Here is a 16567-nt window from a genome sequence, read left to right on the forward strand (position 1 = left end):
TATACTTTGTTTTCTTGTTTTTATAATTTTCTTATTTTTACGGCTTCTACCGGAGCGCTTATTGTGAACTTTGATTTAAGAAATCTTAGGGCACTTTTATTCTGGTGTAAACAAGAAACAAATGAAAATAGAAATGGATAATCCACCCGTGTTGGATTTTAAGAAAAGAAAGGTCGTACAGTATTCACTAATTTTTTGCGTGTTGTTGGTTCAGTTGGTAATCGCTGGATTTTTCTACAACGAATACAAAAATAAGGAGTCTCTGATGTTTATTGAGAAACAATTGAAAGAGGTACAGCATTTGGAAGGTTTGACTTCTGGTGCCAAAGTTGAACTTTCCCAAGCTCAGGATCATCTACAAGATTATCTTAAAAATGACAATCCCAAATCCTTGGACGCCTATTTTGCTTCTTTAAACAATTTGAATTCTAAAATTGAGTCCATCAGCCAATTCAATAACCAACATCCTAAGTTTAGTAAATTGGTTTCCGAAAAAACTCGTCGTACTACCAATCCCAATGACCTCAAAGTTCTAATCGACTCTATGCGATTGCTCTCGACACAGACTGTTCTGAAAAAAAATGAAGCACTTCCGAATCTTAAAAAGTACAACCTGGATTACGATTTTGGAAAATTAGAAGTGGAGACCAAAACCTTCTCCGATTCAACCAAGAAAAAAGGACTTTTTGGCCGTTTGAAAGATGCAGTTGCTGGTAATGTTACTACAAAAAAAGACAGTACTGTGGTAACGGTAAAAACTGGAGCATCACCAAAAGCCATCAACATAAAACATGAGATGGACAGCCTGTATCGCTCCGTGGTAAACCACTATACCAAAGAAGTGCAAAGGATAAAAGTGAAAGCCATTCGCAATCAGGATGCACGCGAGAATAATGAAAAATTCTTCAATGCCTTTAACAATCTTTTTATGTATTCTGGAGGAATGATGGAGGTGTATGATGAAGCTGTTAAAACTTCTAAAATAAATTTGGAAAATGAATTTGCCAAACAAAATGCAAAAACCGGAAAGACCAGATATCTTTTGCTTTGGTGTTTGTTCGGGCTGTTGTTTTTGATGTCGTTGCTGATCCTTTATTTTACCAAAATAGCCTTCAAATACGAAACCGAGTTGAATGAAGCAAACAACGAAATCAATGAAAACCTGAAATTCAAAAATAGAGTTTTAGGGATGTTGAGCCACGAAATTCGATCGCCGCTCAAGATTATGGGACTTTTTATCGGCAGGATTGCTAAGAAAACCAATGACGCTACCGTTCAGGAATATCTGAAATCCATATCCTTCACCAACGATTCTCTTTTGCTGCAGGCCAACCAAATCTTAGAATATACCAAAAATCAGCATGTTGAAAATAAATTGGTCCCGGTTGATTTTAATTTAAAAAATGAAATATCATCCATCCTGACGGCCATTCAACCGTATGTAGAATCCAGACACAATCAGTTGCTGGTTCAAGAAACGATAGATCCTCAGTTTATGGTCTATTCCGATAAGGCAAAAGTGCATCAGGTTTTCATCAACATCTTGGCCAATGCCAATAAATTTACCGAAAAAGGTAAAATCACAGTGCATACACAAGCCGAAAAACTGAACGATGAGGTGATCGTTCTGAAAACAGAAATTACGGATACCGGAGCCGGAATTGCCAAAGAGGATTTGGAAAGAATTTTTGAACCGTATTATCAAGGAGTACTTTCTGAAGAAGTGGATAATTTAGGTGCAGGCTTGGGCTTGAGTTTGTGTAAAGAATTGCTAGCTCTATTTGATGGCGAAATTTCTGCTGCAAGTGAATTGGGCAAAGGAACAACCGTGTCGTTCTCGTTTAATTTTCAAGTGAAAAAATAAAAAAGTATGAAATCACCCATCCGTTTTTTATTGGCCGATGATCATGCTTTGATCCGACAAGGTTTGGTTTTTCTTTTGGAAGATCTGGATGTTGAAGTCGAAATTTTGCAGGCTTCTACTTTGGGACAAACTTTGTCTTGCATTCAGGAAAATCCCATTGATATTGCGATTGTTGACGCTCAGTTTCCTGATGGATCCAGTCTTTCAATTCTACCGAAAATAATAACTCAAAATCCTGAAACTCTAATCTTAATTTTTTCGGGTGTTGATGAAAATCAGGCGTTGAGGTTTGTGAGTGCCGGAGCTCACGGGTTTTTGTCTAAACTGAGTGAGGAAGAAGAAATTATCCATGCTCTGCAAAAAATGATCAGTCAAGGCGAATATCTCAGTGAAAAAACACAGTCGTTGTTGTTGGATTCCTTGCGGAATCCCAGCTTGGCAAATCCTCTTTATGCGTTAACCGATCGTGAATTGGAGGTCTGTAAACTCTATGCTGATGGTTTAGGAAATTTGGAGATCGCCAACAAGTTGGACATTAAACAGAATACCGTCAGCACCATGAAAAAAAGAATCTTCGAAAAGTTGAAGGTTGAAAATATGGTGGATTTGGTGGAAATAATCAAAACGAATTTATAACAAAAACGGGTTCTGATATTAATCAAAACCCGTTTTTTTATGTTAAAAATAAGATTATTTCAATCTCAATTCCAGTTCGTCCAATTGTTCGTTAGCGATTGCACTTGGTGCATCGATCATCACATCTCTTCCCGAATTGTTTTTTGGGAAAGCGATATAATCTCGAATCACTTCGTTGCCGTCCAAAATCGCAACCAATCTATCGAAACCGAAAGCCAAACCTCCGTGTGGCGGAGCGCCATATTTGAAGGCGTTCATCAAGAATCCGAACTGAGCCTCTGCATCTTCTGGTGTGAAGCCTAATAAATCGAACATCTTTGCTTGAAGGTCTTTGTCGAAAATACGGATGGATCCACCACCAATTTCGTTACCGTTCAGTACCAAATCATAAGCGTTCGCTCTTACTTTTCCAGGATCTGTGTCCATCAAGGCGATGTCTTCTGGTTTTGGTGAAGTAAACGGATGGTGCATCGCGTGGAATCTTTCAGTGTCCTCGTCCCATTCCAAAAGTGGGAAGTCGATCACCCAAAGTGGCGCAAACTCGTTTCCTTTTCTTAAACCTAAACGGTTTCCTAGCTCCATTCTTAGGGCAGAAAGTTGGGTTCTCACTTTATTTTCTCCACCACAAAGGATGAGCATCAAATCTCCGGCTTTTGCACCGAATTTTTCAGCAATCGCTTTCAGGTCGTCTTCGTTGTAGAATTTATTCACCGATGAGGTTACCACACCGTCGTTTTGGTATTTCACCCAGATCATTCCGGTAGCGCCAATCTGTGGTCTTTTCACCCAATCGATTAGTTCATCAATTTGTTTTCTGGTATAGTCGGCGCAACCTTCTACATTGATCCCTACCACCAATTCGGCATCGTCGAAGATTTTAAAGTCTTTACCTTTTACCAAGTCGTTCAGTTCCACAAACTCCATCCCGAAACGGATATCCGGTTTGTCGTTACCGTATTTTTGCATGGCATCGGCAAAGGTCATTCTTGGGAAAGAACCGAAATCCTGATCGGTCACTTCTTTCAGCATCGCTTTTGCCATCCCTTCGAAAACATTCATCACATCTTCTTGTTCTACAAAAGCCATTTCGCAATCTATTTGGGTAAATTCCGGTTGTCTGTCGGCTCTAAGATCCTCATCGCGGAAACATTTCACAATTTGAAAATATTTGTCCATACCGCCCACCATCAACAATTGTTTGAAGGTCTGTGGCGATTGAGGAAGAGCGTAGAATTGTCCAGGATTCATACGGCTTGGCACCACGAAATCTCTTGCACCTTCTGGAGTAGATTTAATGAGAACTGGAGTTTCCACCTCGATAAAACCTTCGTCTGAAAGATAATTTCTCACTTTCTGAGCCATCTTGTGACGGAAAATTAATTTTTCCTTCACCGGATTTCTACGGATGTCCAAATATCTGTATTTCATTCTCAATTCTTCGCCACCATCGGTTTCATCCTCGATGGTGAAGGGCGGAAGTTGAGATTCGTTTAAAATGGTTAATGTATCAACCAAGATTTCGATTTCTCCGGTTGGGATTTTCGGGTTTTTGGAAGCTCTTTCGATGACTTTTCCTTTCACCTGAATTACAAATTCTCTACCCAATTTTTTGGCATCGCCCATCAATTCGGCAGTAGAACGATCTTGATCGAAAACCAATTGGGTAATTCCGTAGCGATCTCGAAGGTCGATCCAGATCATAAAACCTTTGTCTCTGATGGTTTGTACCCATCCTGAAAGTGTGACTTCTTCGTTTAGATTTTTCAGCGAAAGCTCGCCGTTGGTGTGTGTACGGAACATATTCTTAAATGTTATATTATTGAGTTAAGGTATGGAAACGATTTTTCTTTCTAAAATTCAAGATGCAAAGATAAGAATTTGTCCAAAAAGCGATGTTTTAATTGTCGTTCTTGTGGTATTTATTTTTTTAGCCAGATGGTTTTGTGTTGTTAAAATTTAGAAAAGAGGTTTTTGTTGATAAAATCAGTTTATAAATTCATGTTTCTTTTTAAAATTTAAGATGTTTTTATCTTGAAAAAGTAGGACTTAAATAATGTTTAATACCTATGAATGCTGGTTTTCTGAAAAAAAAATAAAAAATATTTTGTTTTTCAGAAATAAATTGTATATTTGATACAGGTTAAGTGATAGAGAGGTTGAAGTATTTAATTAAATCTTCAAAAAAATAGAACACTTACTGTTTATTTTACAAATTGCTTGTTTTGTATTGTAAATGTGTTTTATCTTTGCCATCACTTTTGCTTTTGATGTTAAACTTTAAGTATATGAAAAACAGCGTTTTGCTCAAGTATTTCATTGCGCTTTTTTTACCGATGTTCGCAAGTGGTCAGAGTACCTCTTCGGCTTCAGTAACCATTCGATTGGGAGATTTTCACCAATTGGGGGTTCCGAAGTTGGACGAACAAATGGTGTTCTTAGATTTTAACCCTTTGAAAAATTTTATTGAATCGGAAGAGGAAGGTACGCCGGTACTTTTGTCTTCTACGGGAAATTTTAATTTGTTTGCACGCGCAGCGAGTCAGAGTTTTTCGACCCTAAATTATGCGAGTGGAAGTTCGCGGGCTTTGTTGGCTTTGCAGTTGGAAGGCAACGATGTGATAGGTGGAGGCCTGGCGAAGTTGGGTGATCATCTTAATGTAGGTTTTGATAAAGTTGCGGAAGGTAAGGTTTCGGTGGATTATGCTGAGGCCATGAAAAGCAATCGGTTAATTGTAGCGAGTCAGTCGCTGATTGGGTTTGGAAATCCCATGATGGGGAAACCTTTGAAGTTGAAATATGTAGTGGCGTCCCAAAAGGCAGTTGATTTTTTTAAAGATACAGCTCCTGAAAGTGCAAACAAGGCGGTTATCTATACGATTACCTCAAACTAGGAACAATTAAACTAAAATATTAACAACTTAAAACAATTTAAAAAACAATGAAAAAAATTCTTTTCGCAGCAGTGATCATCGCAGGTACATTTGCAGTTTCTAACAGTGCTAAAGCACAAACGACTACAACTGCTTCTACCAATGTTAAAATTACATTGACTGATTTTATCACAGCTCATGATGGTAACGGTACTACAGCTGGAAATACGCCAGGTACAGGTGCTGAAGTTGCATTCGCTTATCCGACTGCAGCGTCTTATACGGTAGATCAGACAATTGCTAAGACAGGACACTTAAAAGTAACTGCTACAAAATCTTTTGGAGTAAAAGTTAAAGCCAGTGGAGCTAATTTTACAAACGGAGTAAATGAAATCCCAGTAGGTGTGATGGATATTATCGCAACTGCACCAGGATCTGGTACTGCAACTACAAAAACTTTGTCAGCAGCAGATCAAGAAATTTTAACTGGTGTTAATTCTGGTATTAAATCTATTGATGTTAGTTATACCATTCCTTTTGCAAGAGCACAAGCTAATATCTTGGGTAAAGCTTCAGGAGCGTACAGCCAAACGGTGATTTATACTTTCTCTCAACCGTAAGAGACGCATTATTTAAATGACTTAACTAAGTTTCTGCACAATTATTTATTAATTTGCAGAAACTTTTTTACAATTAAAACCAAACCATTTTATGTACTTATCATTCATCCAAAAATTAGCAGCAATGGCTGTGTTGTGTATAGGTGTTTTAGCAATGGCACAAGGGGTTACCGTGTCGCCTACGCGTTTGTTTTTCACGGGTAATCCCGGAGAGGTGCAGACCCAAACGGTCACCATAAAAAACGATACGCCTTCTACCGTAACTTTTGGGGTAGGACTGAGCGATTGGTACAGAGATGAAAACGGTCAAAAATTGTATTTTGCACCCAATACTTTGCCACAATCCAATGCGTCGTGGTTAAAATTGTCAGAAAATTCAGTGACCGTAGCCGCTGGAGAAACCAAAGAAGTGGTGGTGACCATGACGGTACCTGCACAAAATAAGAACAATAGCGTGACCAATTCCATGCTCATGTTCACCCAAGTAGCAAGACAGGACGATCATTTTTCTAAAGAGAAAAGCATCGGGATCAAGATTTTATTTGAATTTGCCTTGCATGTTTTCCATACGCCAGCCAGCAATTCCAACGAAGATTTGGATTTTACAGCCATCGATTTCGTGACCAAAAAAGACGAAAAAACAGGAGCTGAACAACGCTTTGTTACGGCAAAAATCAAAAATTTAGGCAATGTAAATTCAGACTCTACCGTAGAGTTCGAGTTGATGAACAAATCAACAGGAGCCGAAATTAAGCTGAATCCGCAGGCGATCTCCATGATGCCGGGAGCAGAACAAATTGCTACTTTCCCCATCCCAAGTCAATTGAAAGGCGCTTACAAAGGGGTGGCCATCATCCGTGTGGGTACAGAAGCCAATGTTAGGGTGGGCGAAAAAGAATTTAATTTCTAATAGATCAATCCTTTATTTTTAGGATTAAATCGTACAAAATTATTGTAGAACCGGTTTCTGCAATGTAAAAACCATTTGAAAAAATAAAGATGAAAGTAAAATTTTTTCTTTTCAGTCTATTTTTTATTCTGAGTCAGCTGATGCTGGCGCAACCGGTGAATATTAATTTGACTGAGAACGATGTTATCAACAGAGTAGCGTTCACTCAGGATCTTCAATCCGGGACATTGCAGAAAAATTTCTTTGCAACAACATGGCGTTCTGCTAATGGAGCTTATGATGTTATGATGAGATCAAAAGATCCTAGTTTTACCAACAATACCCATTATTCAACTTTACCGTCATCTATTGTGAGTTTTAGATTAATTTCGATTGCAGGAAAGACACCGGGAGGGAATAAATTGGAAGGAGAATGGCCTGGATTTAATATGCTTACGACCAGCTTTGCTCCTTTTTTCAAACCTTGGAATGCTTATTCAGATGCATCGTTTGGTGCAATTCTTATGAGGTATGTATTAAAGGAAGAGGTTTTTCAAAATTATAAACTCATGGCGGGAACCTATACCCTTCCCATTGAGCACAACCAAGCAGACAACAGTTGGCTAGGTTTGGGTGGAAATTATGACATTGTACCCGTTTCTTGGAACATGAACATCAATGTACCTTCGTTTACCAAATGGATTTCTGGTGCTACATCCTATTCTCATATTTATACTTCTATTGATGAATTTCAGAATCCTCAAGATTTGGTTTTTGACCTTAGCGATTTTAAAATTAGTCATACTTTAAATTCGAATTTGCAAGTAAGAGCACAGGGAAATATTAATTTCATCCCACATGGCGGAGGTCCACAAACGACTTTACCCATGAATCTTATAGAAATTTTTGGGACAGGGATTCCTGCAAAATCGGTGCAGTCGTGGTTTGATAATTATAACTCGAGCACCTATGATGTTCCGGTAGGAAACAGGACAACCGTGCCCGTAAAAGTTAGAATTAAGGCCAATGATATAAAGAATAATTTTTATAAAGCCGGGACTTATTCGTTCACCCTTGATTTTAAAACGAAAAGTACAGATGCCAGCAAAGAAGATGTAAAATCGGTTACTTTTACCATTACCACACAGTCTTTGAGCAGCATTGTGTTGCAAGGTTCTCCGGATGTGAATTTTAATTTTTCTTCACCTTCTGATTATCAGACCGGTAAAAGCCAGAATATGCCCAACCATCTTTTGGTAACCAATTATAAGTCGTATGAAATTTATGTGAAATCGTCTTCTAATTTTTTCACTCTAAACGGAACTCCGACTACGGTACCGGCATCTATTGTACAAATCCAAAATGGAAATGGGCAAACCGGAATTGTCACAAAAAATCTGAGTACAACGCCACAAGCCATTGTGACCGGAGCCTCACCAGAACTCAATAGAAACATCTCTTTAAAATATGTGATCCCTGCAGACAAAACCTCCGTGCTTTTGGGACAAACGACGGGAGCGACACCGTATATTTTGAATGTGATTTATAGTTTTACCAACCAATAGTTGGTTTATAGAATTTGACATGAAGTTTTTCGCTAAAGTATTTTTTTTAAGTCTTTTTTTCTTCAATTTTTTTTACGGACAAGACCAAAAGCCAGCAGGGTTGGAGACCTTCTTCAGGGAAGATAGCATTTTGTTGAAAGCTGGAAAGGCGTTTTCCAATGTCATTGTTCTGAAAAATACAAGCTCTTCTCCTGTGAAAATTGACAGTGTAAAAGCGGTAGAAGCCTATCCCGGCTTGTTGTTTTCGCCGAGTTTCAATGAGAGAATTGCAGCCAATGACTCTCAGGAACTGAATGTGAGGATGATTGCCGGCAAAGACCTTTTGATATCCAAGGTATCGAGAGTCGAATATTTGGTTTATTCTACTGAAAATGGAGAAAAAAAAATACAGAAAATAGGATTCACCCTCCTTAGAGAGAAAATGGATTTTGTGTCCATCATGCCTCTTGGTGAGCTGTATTACAACCCGGCAAGTCCCGAAAATTTACTCAGAATTTTTGTTGAAAACCAAGCATACGCTCCAAGGGTGTTGAAACTGAAAATCAAGTTGACTCCCGATGATTTTCTTGCGGCATTTCCTGAAGAGCAAATTCTTAGATTGGACTCCAAAGAAAAACAGCTGATCACCGTTCAACTGAAAAAAAGACAAAACATTACCTATTATCCGGATTACAATTTGTCGGTATCTGTTTTTGACGAGACCAGCAATACCATGGTTTCATCGGTGATATTGCCCATTCGTTCTTTGTCCACTTATCGTATGGTCAATTACGACAACAACCCGGTTCAGTATAAAAATTATGTAGAAGCATCCTACAACAATTCGGACAATCTGAACACCTATTATAAATTTAGAACCAATTACGAAAAGAAAATTGGCGAAGATGGAAATATAGGATTCAACTCGACCGTAGATTATTACAGCAACACCAAGCAGACCAATGTCTATGACACCCGATTGGATCTGGAATACTCTAAGTACAGCACCAGTTTGGGGAATATTTATGGTCAGAATTACGATTTCAACATCAGCGGTCGTGGTTTGAAATTGGGTGCAAAAGTGGGTGAAAAAAATACGGTTGAAGTTTTGGGATTGGAGAACAATTACATGCTTTATTCCGATTTTTCTAACGGGGTTTCAGCGGGGAAAACGGCAGGTGTACAAGCAACACATCTTTTCAAATCGGGGAATTCGGTACAGTTAAATTATGTGTACAATCAAAATAATTTTTCTAAAGTAACCACCAATTTGGTCAACTTAAAAACTCCTGTATATACCGATTCTCTACAGGTTCTAAGTTTTGAGACCGGACTAAGTGATGAGTTTCTGGACGGAGTCAACAACAAGATATCCAAGCGAGGGTTTTCTTCCGGAATCAATTACCGATTGATGAAGCCTAAATTTTCTTTGTATTCCAACAATTATTACAGCAGTCCGTACTACTCCGGTGTCCGTCGTGGCTCTTTTACAATGGACGAAATGTTGAATTATAGAATTTCTAAAAGTCAAAACCTCTACATCCGATACAATACCAGCAACAATACCTCAGGATATTTGAACGATATGGAAGCTTTGGGTTATGTGGAAAACAGCAAGTTTCTAAATCATTTGATAGAAGCCGGATGGGGATGGAATGGGAGTTGGCTGCGTGTGTCGTTGGCACCCAATTATACCTATCAATACATCCGTACGGTCTACAATACTTTAGAGTATCAGGCGTATAGAATGCGTGTGAATGTTGGGAAATCCTTAAAATCTCATAATTTCAATTTGTCTTGGGACGGTGGATTGTCGCAATTTTCTAGCCGCTCTGGAAATGTTTTTGCGCAACGATTCGTATTTAATTATTCGTATAAATTCATCAATTGGTCGGCAACGGCAGACATTAACCCTACCAATGCCTACGATCTCAATTGGTACAACGGAGGTACTTTTGTCAATTACTCGACCAGTTTGGGAACCATGATCAATGCAATGAAAAATAAATTGAACGGTTATTTCAGTTTGGGATATAATTTTATGAACAGCCAAAGGTCGGATAATTTGTACATGAATTCCAATATCGATTACAAATTATCGCCTTCGTGGAGCTTGACCGGAATGGCCTATTATAATTTTTTCCACGGAAGGGGCAACGATACGAATCCTTCGTATCAATACAGCAACCTGCAATTCAAGGTGGGAGTTAAGATGTCTTTGGGATCGTCCAAAGGAAATAAATTGACCTTGAAAATCTACGAAGATGAAAATCTGAACAATAAAATAGATCCCGACGAAACTTTGGTATCCGATGCTATTGTAAAACTGAACCAGAATATTGTGGCACTAACCAATGCCAAAGGTTTTGTAAAATATGCCAACTTGACACCGGGAAATTATACTTTGTCGGTAACCAAAAACAACCAAAGGATACCTTTGCTGGGCTTGGATAAGCTAACGGTGAAAAAAAATACAACAATAGAAATTCCTGTGGTAAAAACCATGCCTCTGGTTGGGCAAATGATTCAGATAAAAGAAAAATACGACAATCAGAAAGCCGATTTTATGGGAATCAACATCTATGCTCAGGATCTGAAAACCGGAAAAACTCTTGTGGCGGTAACCGACATTGATGGTAATTTTAATTTCCAATTGATTGAAGGTCTTTATAAAATTTACATTCAGAATGACCGTTACGAAATTGTCAATAACAACCAAGAAATTCAGCTGAAGAAAGGCGAAACTGCAAATAAACTCATTTTTAATTTTAAAAATAAAGAATTAAAGATCAGAAAGAAACAGTTCTAAACGGGACAATATTAAAGGCCAACTTTTCGTTGGTCTTTTTTGTTTTTTCTCCATTCCCATGGGGCAATAGGATGTTGTTCTTGCCAAAGCCCAAGTCGTTTACCTCTGGCAATTTTTTCCAACTCGGCATAGACCTCGTCTTTAGAATATTTTTTGAAATGCCAAGCCAGACCATTTCGGATCAGTTCTTTGTTTAGATTTTGGTTGTTGTAAAAAATCTCGGCAATCCATCTTCCGTACCGATCGGGTTTGGATGAAATAATGATCTCCACAGTTTTTCCATAACAAAATCGGGAGACAAATTCTTTGGCACGCATCCCAAATGCCTGTTTTTTCTCGGGACAATCCACATGCGCCAATCGCACGGATTTGCCTTTGCCTTCCCAAAGAATTTCTATCGTATCACCGTCTTTCACCCCGATGACTTTGGCTTGATGTCTTTGTGCTTGTAAGACGATGTGTATAAAAAGGCATAAAAATAAACCGATTCTAATGTTCATGAAAAATGTTTTAAAAGATGCAGATTGTGGATGTGCAAAAATAGAAATATCATCGATTTTTCAACGAGAATATAAAATTCAAACTTAGTTTGTTAAAGTTTAGATAATTATGTGCAACTATTTCATGGATATAACGAAAAGAGTATCTTTGCGAAATTAAATTTTTTAAACTATTCATGAAAAAGTATTTATTGTTGCTTTTAATGGCAATAACTTTTATTTCTTGTTCTAAAAAAGTAGAATTAACAGGAAAGGTTTCAGGGGGATCTCCTCTGGAAAGAATTGAACTTATCGAAGGTTCTGGTGTTGCAACTTTGCCTCTAATTAACATTGGACTGGACAAAGACGGAAAGTTTTCAGGAAGTTTTGATGCTCCAAAAGACGGTATCTATGTACTTTCTTATGCCGGAAAACAAAACCTAATCTATCTGAAAGGTGGACAAACTGTAAACATCAACGGTAATGCAGCCAATTTCCCGGCAGAATATGTGGTGACAGGAGATGCGAAAGAGAACAACGACTTCTTGAAGCAAACTCAAAAGTTTTTGGTTTCCTACGCTCAAAAATTTAATATGCAAGATTTGGTGACTAAAAAAGAACCTGAATTCTTGAAAGCCATTCAAAAGATAGAAACGGATCTTAATAAAAATATCGACGAGGTTGCTGGTACAACAAAAGCCGATAGCGATGTGGTAAAATGGAAGAAAAACGACTTGGTGTCCACCCTTCTTAATGTCATGTCTCAATACAAAATGAACTACGGTAAGCTAACCAACAACCCGGCATTCAAAGTGTCAAAAGCATTTACCGATTACGAAAACAAGTTGCAGCCCAACAAAGACGAGTTGATCCAACAAAGTCCTTCCTACAGAAATTATTTGCTAAGCACAATGGGCGAAGAGTATATGAAATACTCCGCAGAAAAAATGAAAACCAATGTAGATGCCAGCACTTCTGAAGTTTTTGCAGATTTCTTAAATTCAAAAAAAGAAATCTCTCAATTGGAAAAAGATTATCTTTTGGCGTATGTAATTGCTCAGTCCGACATCACCCCAAGTGCCGATGCAAACATGGTTAAGAAAGTGAACGACATCATCGAGAAAAACATTAAAGATGCAACGGTTAAAAAAGACATTCAGCACCTACAATTTGTGATTTCCGGAGTTAAATTGGGTGATCTTGCTCCAGATGCAGCTCTTACAAAAGAAGATGGAAAAGCATTCAAATTTACAGATCTTAAAGGAAAGCCAAGTTTGGTGATGTTCTATGCTTCTTGGAATCCTGGTATTGCCGAAAACACCGTTTCTGTTCTGAAGGATGTTATGAAACACTACAACGGAAAAATCAATTTGGTGGCCATCAATATGGACGATACCAAAGATCAATTTGCAAAAACGCACAAGGCTTTGCTTAACGGAATTGCTGCAACACATGCCTATGCCGATGGCGGTATGAATTCAGCAGCAGCCAAAGCATTCGGAATTTACGGTTTCAAATTGCCAAGCTTTGTCATCATTAACAAAGACGGAAAAATTGCTTCAAAACCAATATACAATTTAGGAGAACCTGAGTTTATAGAAGCGATGACTAAGGAAACTGGAGTAGCCGCTCCTGCAGCTCCTCAAGCTGAACTAAACATGGATCCTAGCATTTTGGCTCCAGAAATGGCAGCGCCTCAACCGGCAAAGTAATTCCAAAATATTTGGAGGTTTAATCATATCCAAGCCTTGTCGTCTTTCGATTGACAAGGCTTTTTAAAATTTAAGAAGATGAAGAAGAAAAAGAATATCATTCTAGAAAATATTCAATTGGTAACCGCAGGTGCCAAAGGGGTCGCTGTAGGAAAAACGGAAGAAGGAAAAACCGTTCTGGTGTCCGGAGCTGTCCCTGGTGATGTGGTAAATGCACGAGTGAAAAAATCCAAATCCAAATATTACGAAGCCGAAGCCCTAGAGATCGTTCAGCCGTCTCCAGATAGGGTAAACGCTTTGTGCAAGCACTTTGGTGTTTGTGGAGGATGCAAATGGCAGAATCTGAGCTATGCCAAACAATTGGAGTTCAAACAAAATGAAGTGGTCAACAACATCACCAGAATTGGTGGCGTCTCAGACTTTGAAATTCTCCCTATCCTCGGTGCCGAAGAACAGTATTATTACAGAAATAAAATGGAATTCTCCTTCTCCAATGCGCGTTGGCTAACTTTGGATGAAGTAAATTCCGGAACGGATTTCCAAGACAAAAATGCACTAGGCTTCCATATCCCTGGGATGTGGAGTAAGATTTTGGATCTTACCGAATGTCATCTGCAAGAAGATCCTTCCAACGAAATTCGTTTGTCGGTGAAAAAATATGCAGAAGAAAACGGGCTGGACTTTTTTGATGTCAAAAATCAAGAAGGTTTCTTAAGAAGCTTGATGCTGAGACAAAATTCCAAAGGCCAATGGATGGTGTTCTTCCAATTGTACAGGGAAGAGAAAGAAAATCGTGAAGCGCTGTTTCAGTTTTTGCTAGGCCGTTTTCCACAGATTTCGACTTTGCTATTTGCCATCAACTCCAAACAGAATGATTCGATCTACGATTTGGATGTTCAAACCTATTTTGGTGATGGATTTTTGATGGAAGAAATGGACGGATTGAAATTTAAGATCGGTGCCAAGTCTTTCTTTCAAACCAATTACAAACAAGCTCTAAATCTGTATAGAAAAACTTTAGAATTTGCCGACCTAAAAGGAGGCGAAGTGGTCTATGATTTGTACACCGGAACCGGAACTATTGCCCAATACATTGCTCGATCTGCAAAAAAAGTAATTGGGATAGAAGCCGTGCAAGAGGCCATAGATGCCGCAACCGAACATGCTAAACTTAACGGATTGGAGAATTGCGAATTTTTTTGTGGCGATATGAAGGAAGTATTTACCGAAGAGTTTTTGGCCAACCATCCCAAAGCCGATGTCTTGGTTACCGACCCACCAAGAGACGGTATGCACCAAAAGGTGGTGGAGCAAATTTTGAAACTTTCGCCTAAAAGAATCGTTTATGTAAGCTGCAACTCAGCAACACAAGCAAGAGATATTGATTTGATGAAAAACGATTATCGTTTGATTAAAATTTTGCCGGTAGATATGTTCCCACAAACCCATCATGTGGAGAACATCGCTTTGTTGGAAAAAATATAATTTTGTAAACATGAATTTCATAAAGACCGTCTTGCTTTCTATCCTTGCGTTGTTGCTCTTTTCTTGCAACAGCGACGATGATATTTGTACCAATGGCGAAGCGACACCGCGATTTAAGATGAAGTTTAAAAGCCAATCCACCGGAAAACTGAAAACCTTGGACTCGCTCTATCTGACCGTTGATTATGGAAATGGAAATCTAGGAGTCTTGACGCGTGCAAAAGTAGATTCGGTATTGGTGCCTCTTCGTATCGACGATTCTGGTTTTACTGAAATTTATGTTAAAACGAGTAAAAATGGACCTCAATCTAAGTTGAGGTTCATGTATCAAAGTAAAACCGAATATGTGTCACCGGCTTGTGGAGTAAAGAAACTCTACGAACAATTGAGCGTAGAGTTGTTAGCACCCAATCCTGTTTTGTCCGTAGAAACCATAGAAAACCAAATCATCAATGAGAACAAAACTCCTGTTTATCTGCATTTTTAGTTTTTCCTTTCCTTTTGTTTTTTGCCAGGAAAAACCTGTCCAAAAGCAAGGTGTTCTTAGGAATTATCAGCCCAATTTTATGCTGGGTTTTGATGTTTTGAATGCCGGTGTCGGTCTTTTCTCGGAAAGAAAATTGTATCAAGCCTATGTTTCTACAGAGCTTAAACCAAGACTTCATGCTATTGTAGATGCGGGTTTTGAAAAAAATGTGTTTCAAAAAAACGGTTACGATGCCAAAGCCAATGGGACATTTCTTAAATTGGGTGCTCTTTACATGCTGATTTCGGATCCCGAAAACCGTTTCAATGGTTTTTATGTCGGTGGAAAATTAGCAGGATCTTTGTATGAACAAGAATATTTTGCAATACCCATCAAGGGTTTTCAGTCAGGAGATTTTTCAGTTTCATATCCATCGACCACGCAATCGTCGTTTTGGGCAGAGGCACTTTTGGGTGCGAGAATTCAGTTGTTTCAATCGTCTTTTTACATCGATGCCAATGTTCAGCCCAAATATTTGATCCATTCAACCAAACAAGATCGCATTCAGCCCATGATTGTTCCGGGATTTGGAAAATCGACTTCAGCTTTTGGTGTTGGATTTTCTTGGGCTTTGGCGTATAAATTCTAAAAAAATATCGAATATTTTTTACAACCTTCTAGGAATAGAAGGTTTATTTTTTGTTTGGAAATCTTGTGTCAACCGAATTATTTCATGGTACAGTTCCTGAAGCTCTGCTGGAGGATTTCCGAAATCAAAACTTTTAGAAGTATAGGTGTTTTTTTGATCGGTAAGGATGCTGATCTCACTGCTTGGAGCAGCATCGTTGAAGCGGTTTTGAGTTGGAGATTCGTAAGAATTAATTTTTTTGAGATTTATTTTTTGTACAAGATCGTTCAGGTTGTTCCAGTCGCTTGTTTTCAGCTCTTTCTTCTGTGTCCTGTTGTTGTTCTGATAGACAATGTATTCTCCTTGTATTTTAAAACTCTCTTGGCTTCCTCTGGATTGTTTCGTCAGGGTTATTTCGCTAAAGTGCTCATTTTGTTTTGCATCCATCAAGGACAAAGTGTTGCTTTTTTTCTGAGCCGTGCAGCTAAGTTGTAACAATGAAAATAAACAGATGATGAATGTTAAAGTTTTCATGATTTTAAATATTATGTTAAATTTGTTTTGA

14 protein-coding genes are annotated in these 16567 nt (G+C 38.4%); 11 read left to right on the forward strand and 3 right to left on the reverse strand.

Annotated features, from left to right (window positions below):
* Positions 1-121: 121 nt before the first annotated feature.
* Together H9Q20_RS07590 and H9Q20_RS07595 are read left to right on the forward strand one after the other, a co-directional pair.
* On the forward strand, positions 122-1864 hold the full coding sequence (locus H9Q20_RS07590) for a sensor histidine kinase (RefSeq protein WP_187477416.1): 1743 nt from the start codon (positions 122-124) through the stop codon (positions 1862-1864).
* A gap of 6 nt (positions 1865-1870) precedes the next feature.
* The gene (locus H9Q20_RS07595; protein WP_124640691.1) at positions 1871-2500 is read left to right on the forward strand and encodes a response regulator transcription factor; all 630 of its coding nucleotides are present in this window, start codon (positions 1871-1873) and stop codon (positions 2498-2500) included.
* Between the two features lie 54 nt (positions 2501-2554).
* On the opposite strand, the gene aspS is transcribed toward H9Q20_RS07595, so the two are convergent.
* Complete coding sequence (aspS, locus tag H9Q20_RS07600) at positions 2555-4300, reverse strand: aspartate--tRNA ligase (RefSeq protein WP_124640692.1); 1746 nt, start codon at positions 4298-4300, stop codon at positions 2555-2557.
* Positions 4301-4785: 485 nt separating this feature from the next.
* On the opposite strand from aspS, the gene H9Q20_RS07605 reads away from it, so the two are divergent.
* From H9Q20_RS07605 to H9Q20_RS07625, 5 genes are all read left to right on the forward strand, one after another.
* The gene (locus H9Q20_RS07605) at positions 4786-5391 is read left to right on the forward strand and encodes a hypothetical protein (protein ID WP_187477417.1); all 606 of its coding nucleotides are present in this window, start codon (positions 4786-4788) and stop codon (positions 5389-5391) included.
* A 71-nt stretch (positions 5392-5462) separates the two neighbouring features.
* Positions 5463-5990 carry a peptidoglycan-binding protein LysM gene (locus H9Q20_RS07610; protein ID WP_262385476.1) on the forward strand — a complete coding sequence of 176 codons (528 nt, stop codon included), beginning with the start codon at positions 5463-5465 and terminating at the stop codon, positions 5988-5990.
* Positions 5991-6081: 91 nt separating this feature from the next.
* Complete coding sequence (locus tag H9Q20_RS07615; RefSeq protein ID WP_187477419.1) at positions 6082-6900, forward strand: Fn3-like domain-containing protein; 819 nt, start codon at positions 6082-6084, stop codon at positions 6898-6900.
* Between the two features lie 89 nt (positions 6901-6989).
* Positions 6990-8444: a hypothetical protein gene (locus H9Q20_RS07620; protein WP_187477420.1), complete on the forward strand. Its 1455-nt coding sequence runs from the start codon at positions 6990-6992 to the stop codon at positions 8442-8444.
* 100 nt (positions 8445-8544) lie between these two features.
* Positions 8545-11232 (forward strand): hypothetical protein, encoded by a 2688-nt coding sequence (locus H9Q20_RS07625; protein ID WP_187477421.1) that lies wholly within the window; start codon positions 8545-8547, stop codon positions 11230-11232.
* Between the two features lie 11 nt (positions 11233-11243).
* On the opposite strand, the gene H9Q20_RS07630 is transcribed toward H9Q20_RS07625, so the two are convergent.
* Positions 11244-11732 (reverse strand): thermonuclease family protein, encoded by a 489-nt coding sequence (locus H9Q20_RS07630; RefSeq protein ID WP_124640696.1) that lies wholly within the window; start codon positions 11730-11732, stop codon positions 11244-11246.
* Positions 11733-11908: 176 nt separating this feature from the next.
* Between H9Q20_RS07630 and H9Q20_RS07635 the strand changes: the two genes are divergently transcribed.
* The 4 genes from H9Q20_RS07635 (at position 11909) to H9Q20_RS07650 (ending at position 16023) form a co-directional block, all read left to right on the forward strand.
* Positions 11909-13423, forward strand: coding sequence for a TlpA family protein disulfide reductase (locus H9Q20_RS07635; protein WP_187477422.1), 1515 nt, complete (start codon positions 11909-11911; stop codon positions 13421-13423).
* A 78-nt stretch (positions 13424-13501) separates the two neighbouring features.
* Complete coding sequence (gene rlmD, locus H9Q20_RS07640; protein ID WP_124640698.1) at positions 13502-14908, forward strand: 23S rRNA (uracil(1939)-C(5))-methyltransferase RlmD; 1407 nt, start codon at positions 13502-13504, stop codon at positions 14906-14908.
* Between the two features lie 10 nt (positions 14909-14918).
* Positions 14919-15395: a DUF6452 family protein gene (locus tag H9Q20_RS07645; protein ID WP_124640699.1), complete on the forward strand. Its 477-nt coding sequence runs from the start codon at positions 14919-14921 to the stop codon at positions 15393-15395.
* A complete protein-coding gene (locus H9Q20_RS07650; RefSeq protein ID WP_124640700.1) occupies positions 15361-16023 on the forward strand; it encodes a DUF6048 family protein in 663 nt (220 codons plus the stop codon). Before H9Q20_RS07645 ends, H9Q20_RS07650 begins: the two co-directional genes overlap by 35 nt.
* A gap of 18 nt (positions 16024-16041) precedes the next feature.
* On the opposite strand, the gene H9Q20_RS07655 is transcribed toward H9Q20_RS07650, so the two are convergent.
* The gene (locus H9Q20_RS07655) at positions 16042-16536 is read right to left on the reverse strand and encodes a hypothetical protein (protein ID WP_187477423.1); all 495 of its coding nucleotides are present in this window, start codon (positions 16534-16536) and stop codon (positions 16042-16044) included.
* Positions 16537-16567: the final 31 nt, after the last annotated feature.

Origin of the sequence: Amniculibacterium sp. G2-70 (assembly GCF_014353055.1) — a bacterium.
Lineage (GTDB): Bacteria > Bacteroidota > Bacteroidia > Flavobacteriales > Weeksellaceae > Amniculibacterium > Amniculibacterium aquaticum.

Bases quoted from the DNA above. Each gene is read 5' to 3' on its own strand.
- H9Q20_RS07590 (WP_187477416.1), top strand. From the start codon at position 122: ATGAAAATAGAAATGGATAATCCACCCGTGTTGGATTTTAAGAAAAGA.
- H9Q20_RS07595 (WP_124640691.1), top strand. From the start codon at position 1,871: ATGAAATCACCCATCCGTTTTTTATTGGCCGATGATCATGCTTTGATC.
- aspS (WP_124640692.1), bottom strand. From the start codon at position 4,300: ATGTTCCGTACACACACCAACGGCGAGCTTTCGCTGAAAAATCTAAAC.
- H9Q20_RS07605 (WP_187477417.1), top strand. From the start codon at position 4,786: ATGAAAAACAGCGTTTTGCTCAAGTATTTCATTGCGCTTTTTTTACCG.
- H9Q20_RS07615 (WP_187477419.1), top strand. From the start codon at position 6,082: ATGTACTTATCATTCATCCAAAAATTAGCAGCAATGGCTGTGTTGTGT.
- H9Q20_RS07620 (WP_187477420.1), top strand. From the start codon at position 6,990: ATGAAAGTAAAATTTTTTCTTTTCAGTCTATTTTTTATTCTGAGTCAG.
- H9Q20_RS07630 (WP_124640696.1), bottom strand. From the start codon at position 11,732: ATGAACATTAGAATCGGTTTATTTTTATGCCTTTTTATACACATCGTC.
- H9Q20_RS07635 (WP_187477422.1), top strand. From the start codon at position 11,909: ATGAAAAAGTATTTATTGTTGCTTTTAATGGCAATAACTTTTATTTCT.
- rlmD (WP_124640698.1), top strand. From the start codon at position 13,502: ATGAAGAAGAAAAAGAATATCATTCTAGAAAATATTCAATTGGTAACC.
- H9Q20_RS07645 (WP_124640699.1), top strand. From the start codon at position 14,919: ATGAATTTCATAAAGACCGTCTTGCTTTCTATCCTTGCGTTGTTGCTC.
- H9Q20_RS07650 (WP_124640700.1), top strand. From the start codon at position 15,361: ATGAGAACAAAACTCCTGTTTATCTGCATTTTTAGTTTTTCCTTTCCT.
- H9Q20_RS07655 (WP_187477423.1), bottom strand. From the start codon at position 16,536: ATGAAAACTTTAACATTCATCATCTGTTTATTTTCATTGTTACAACTT.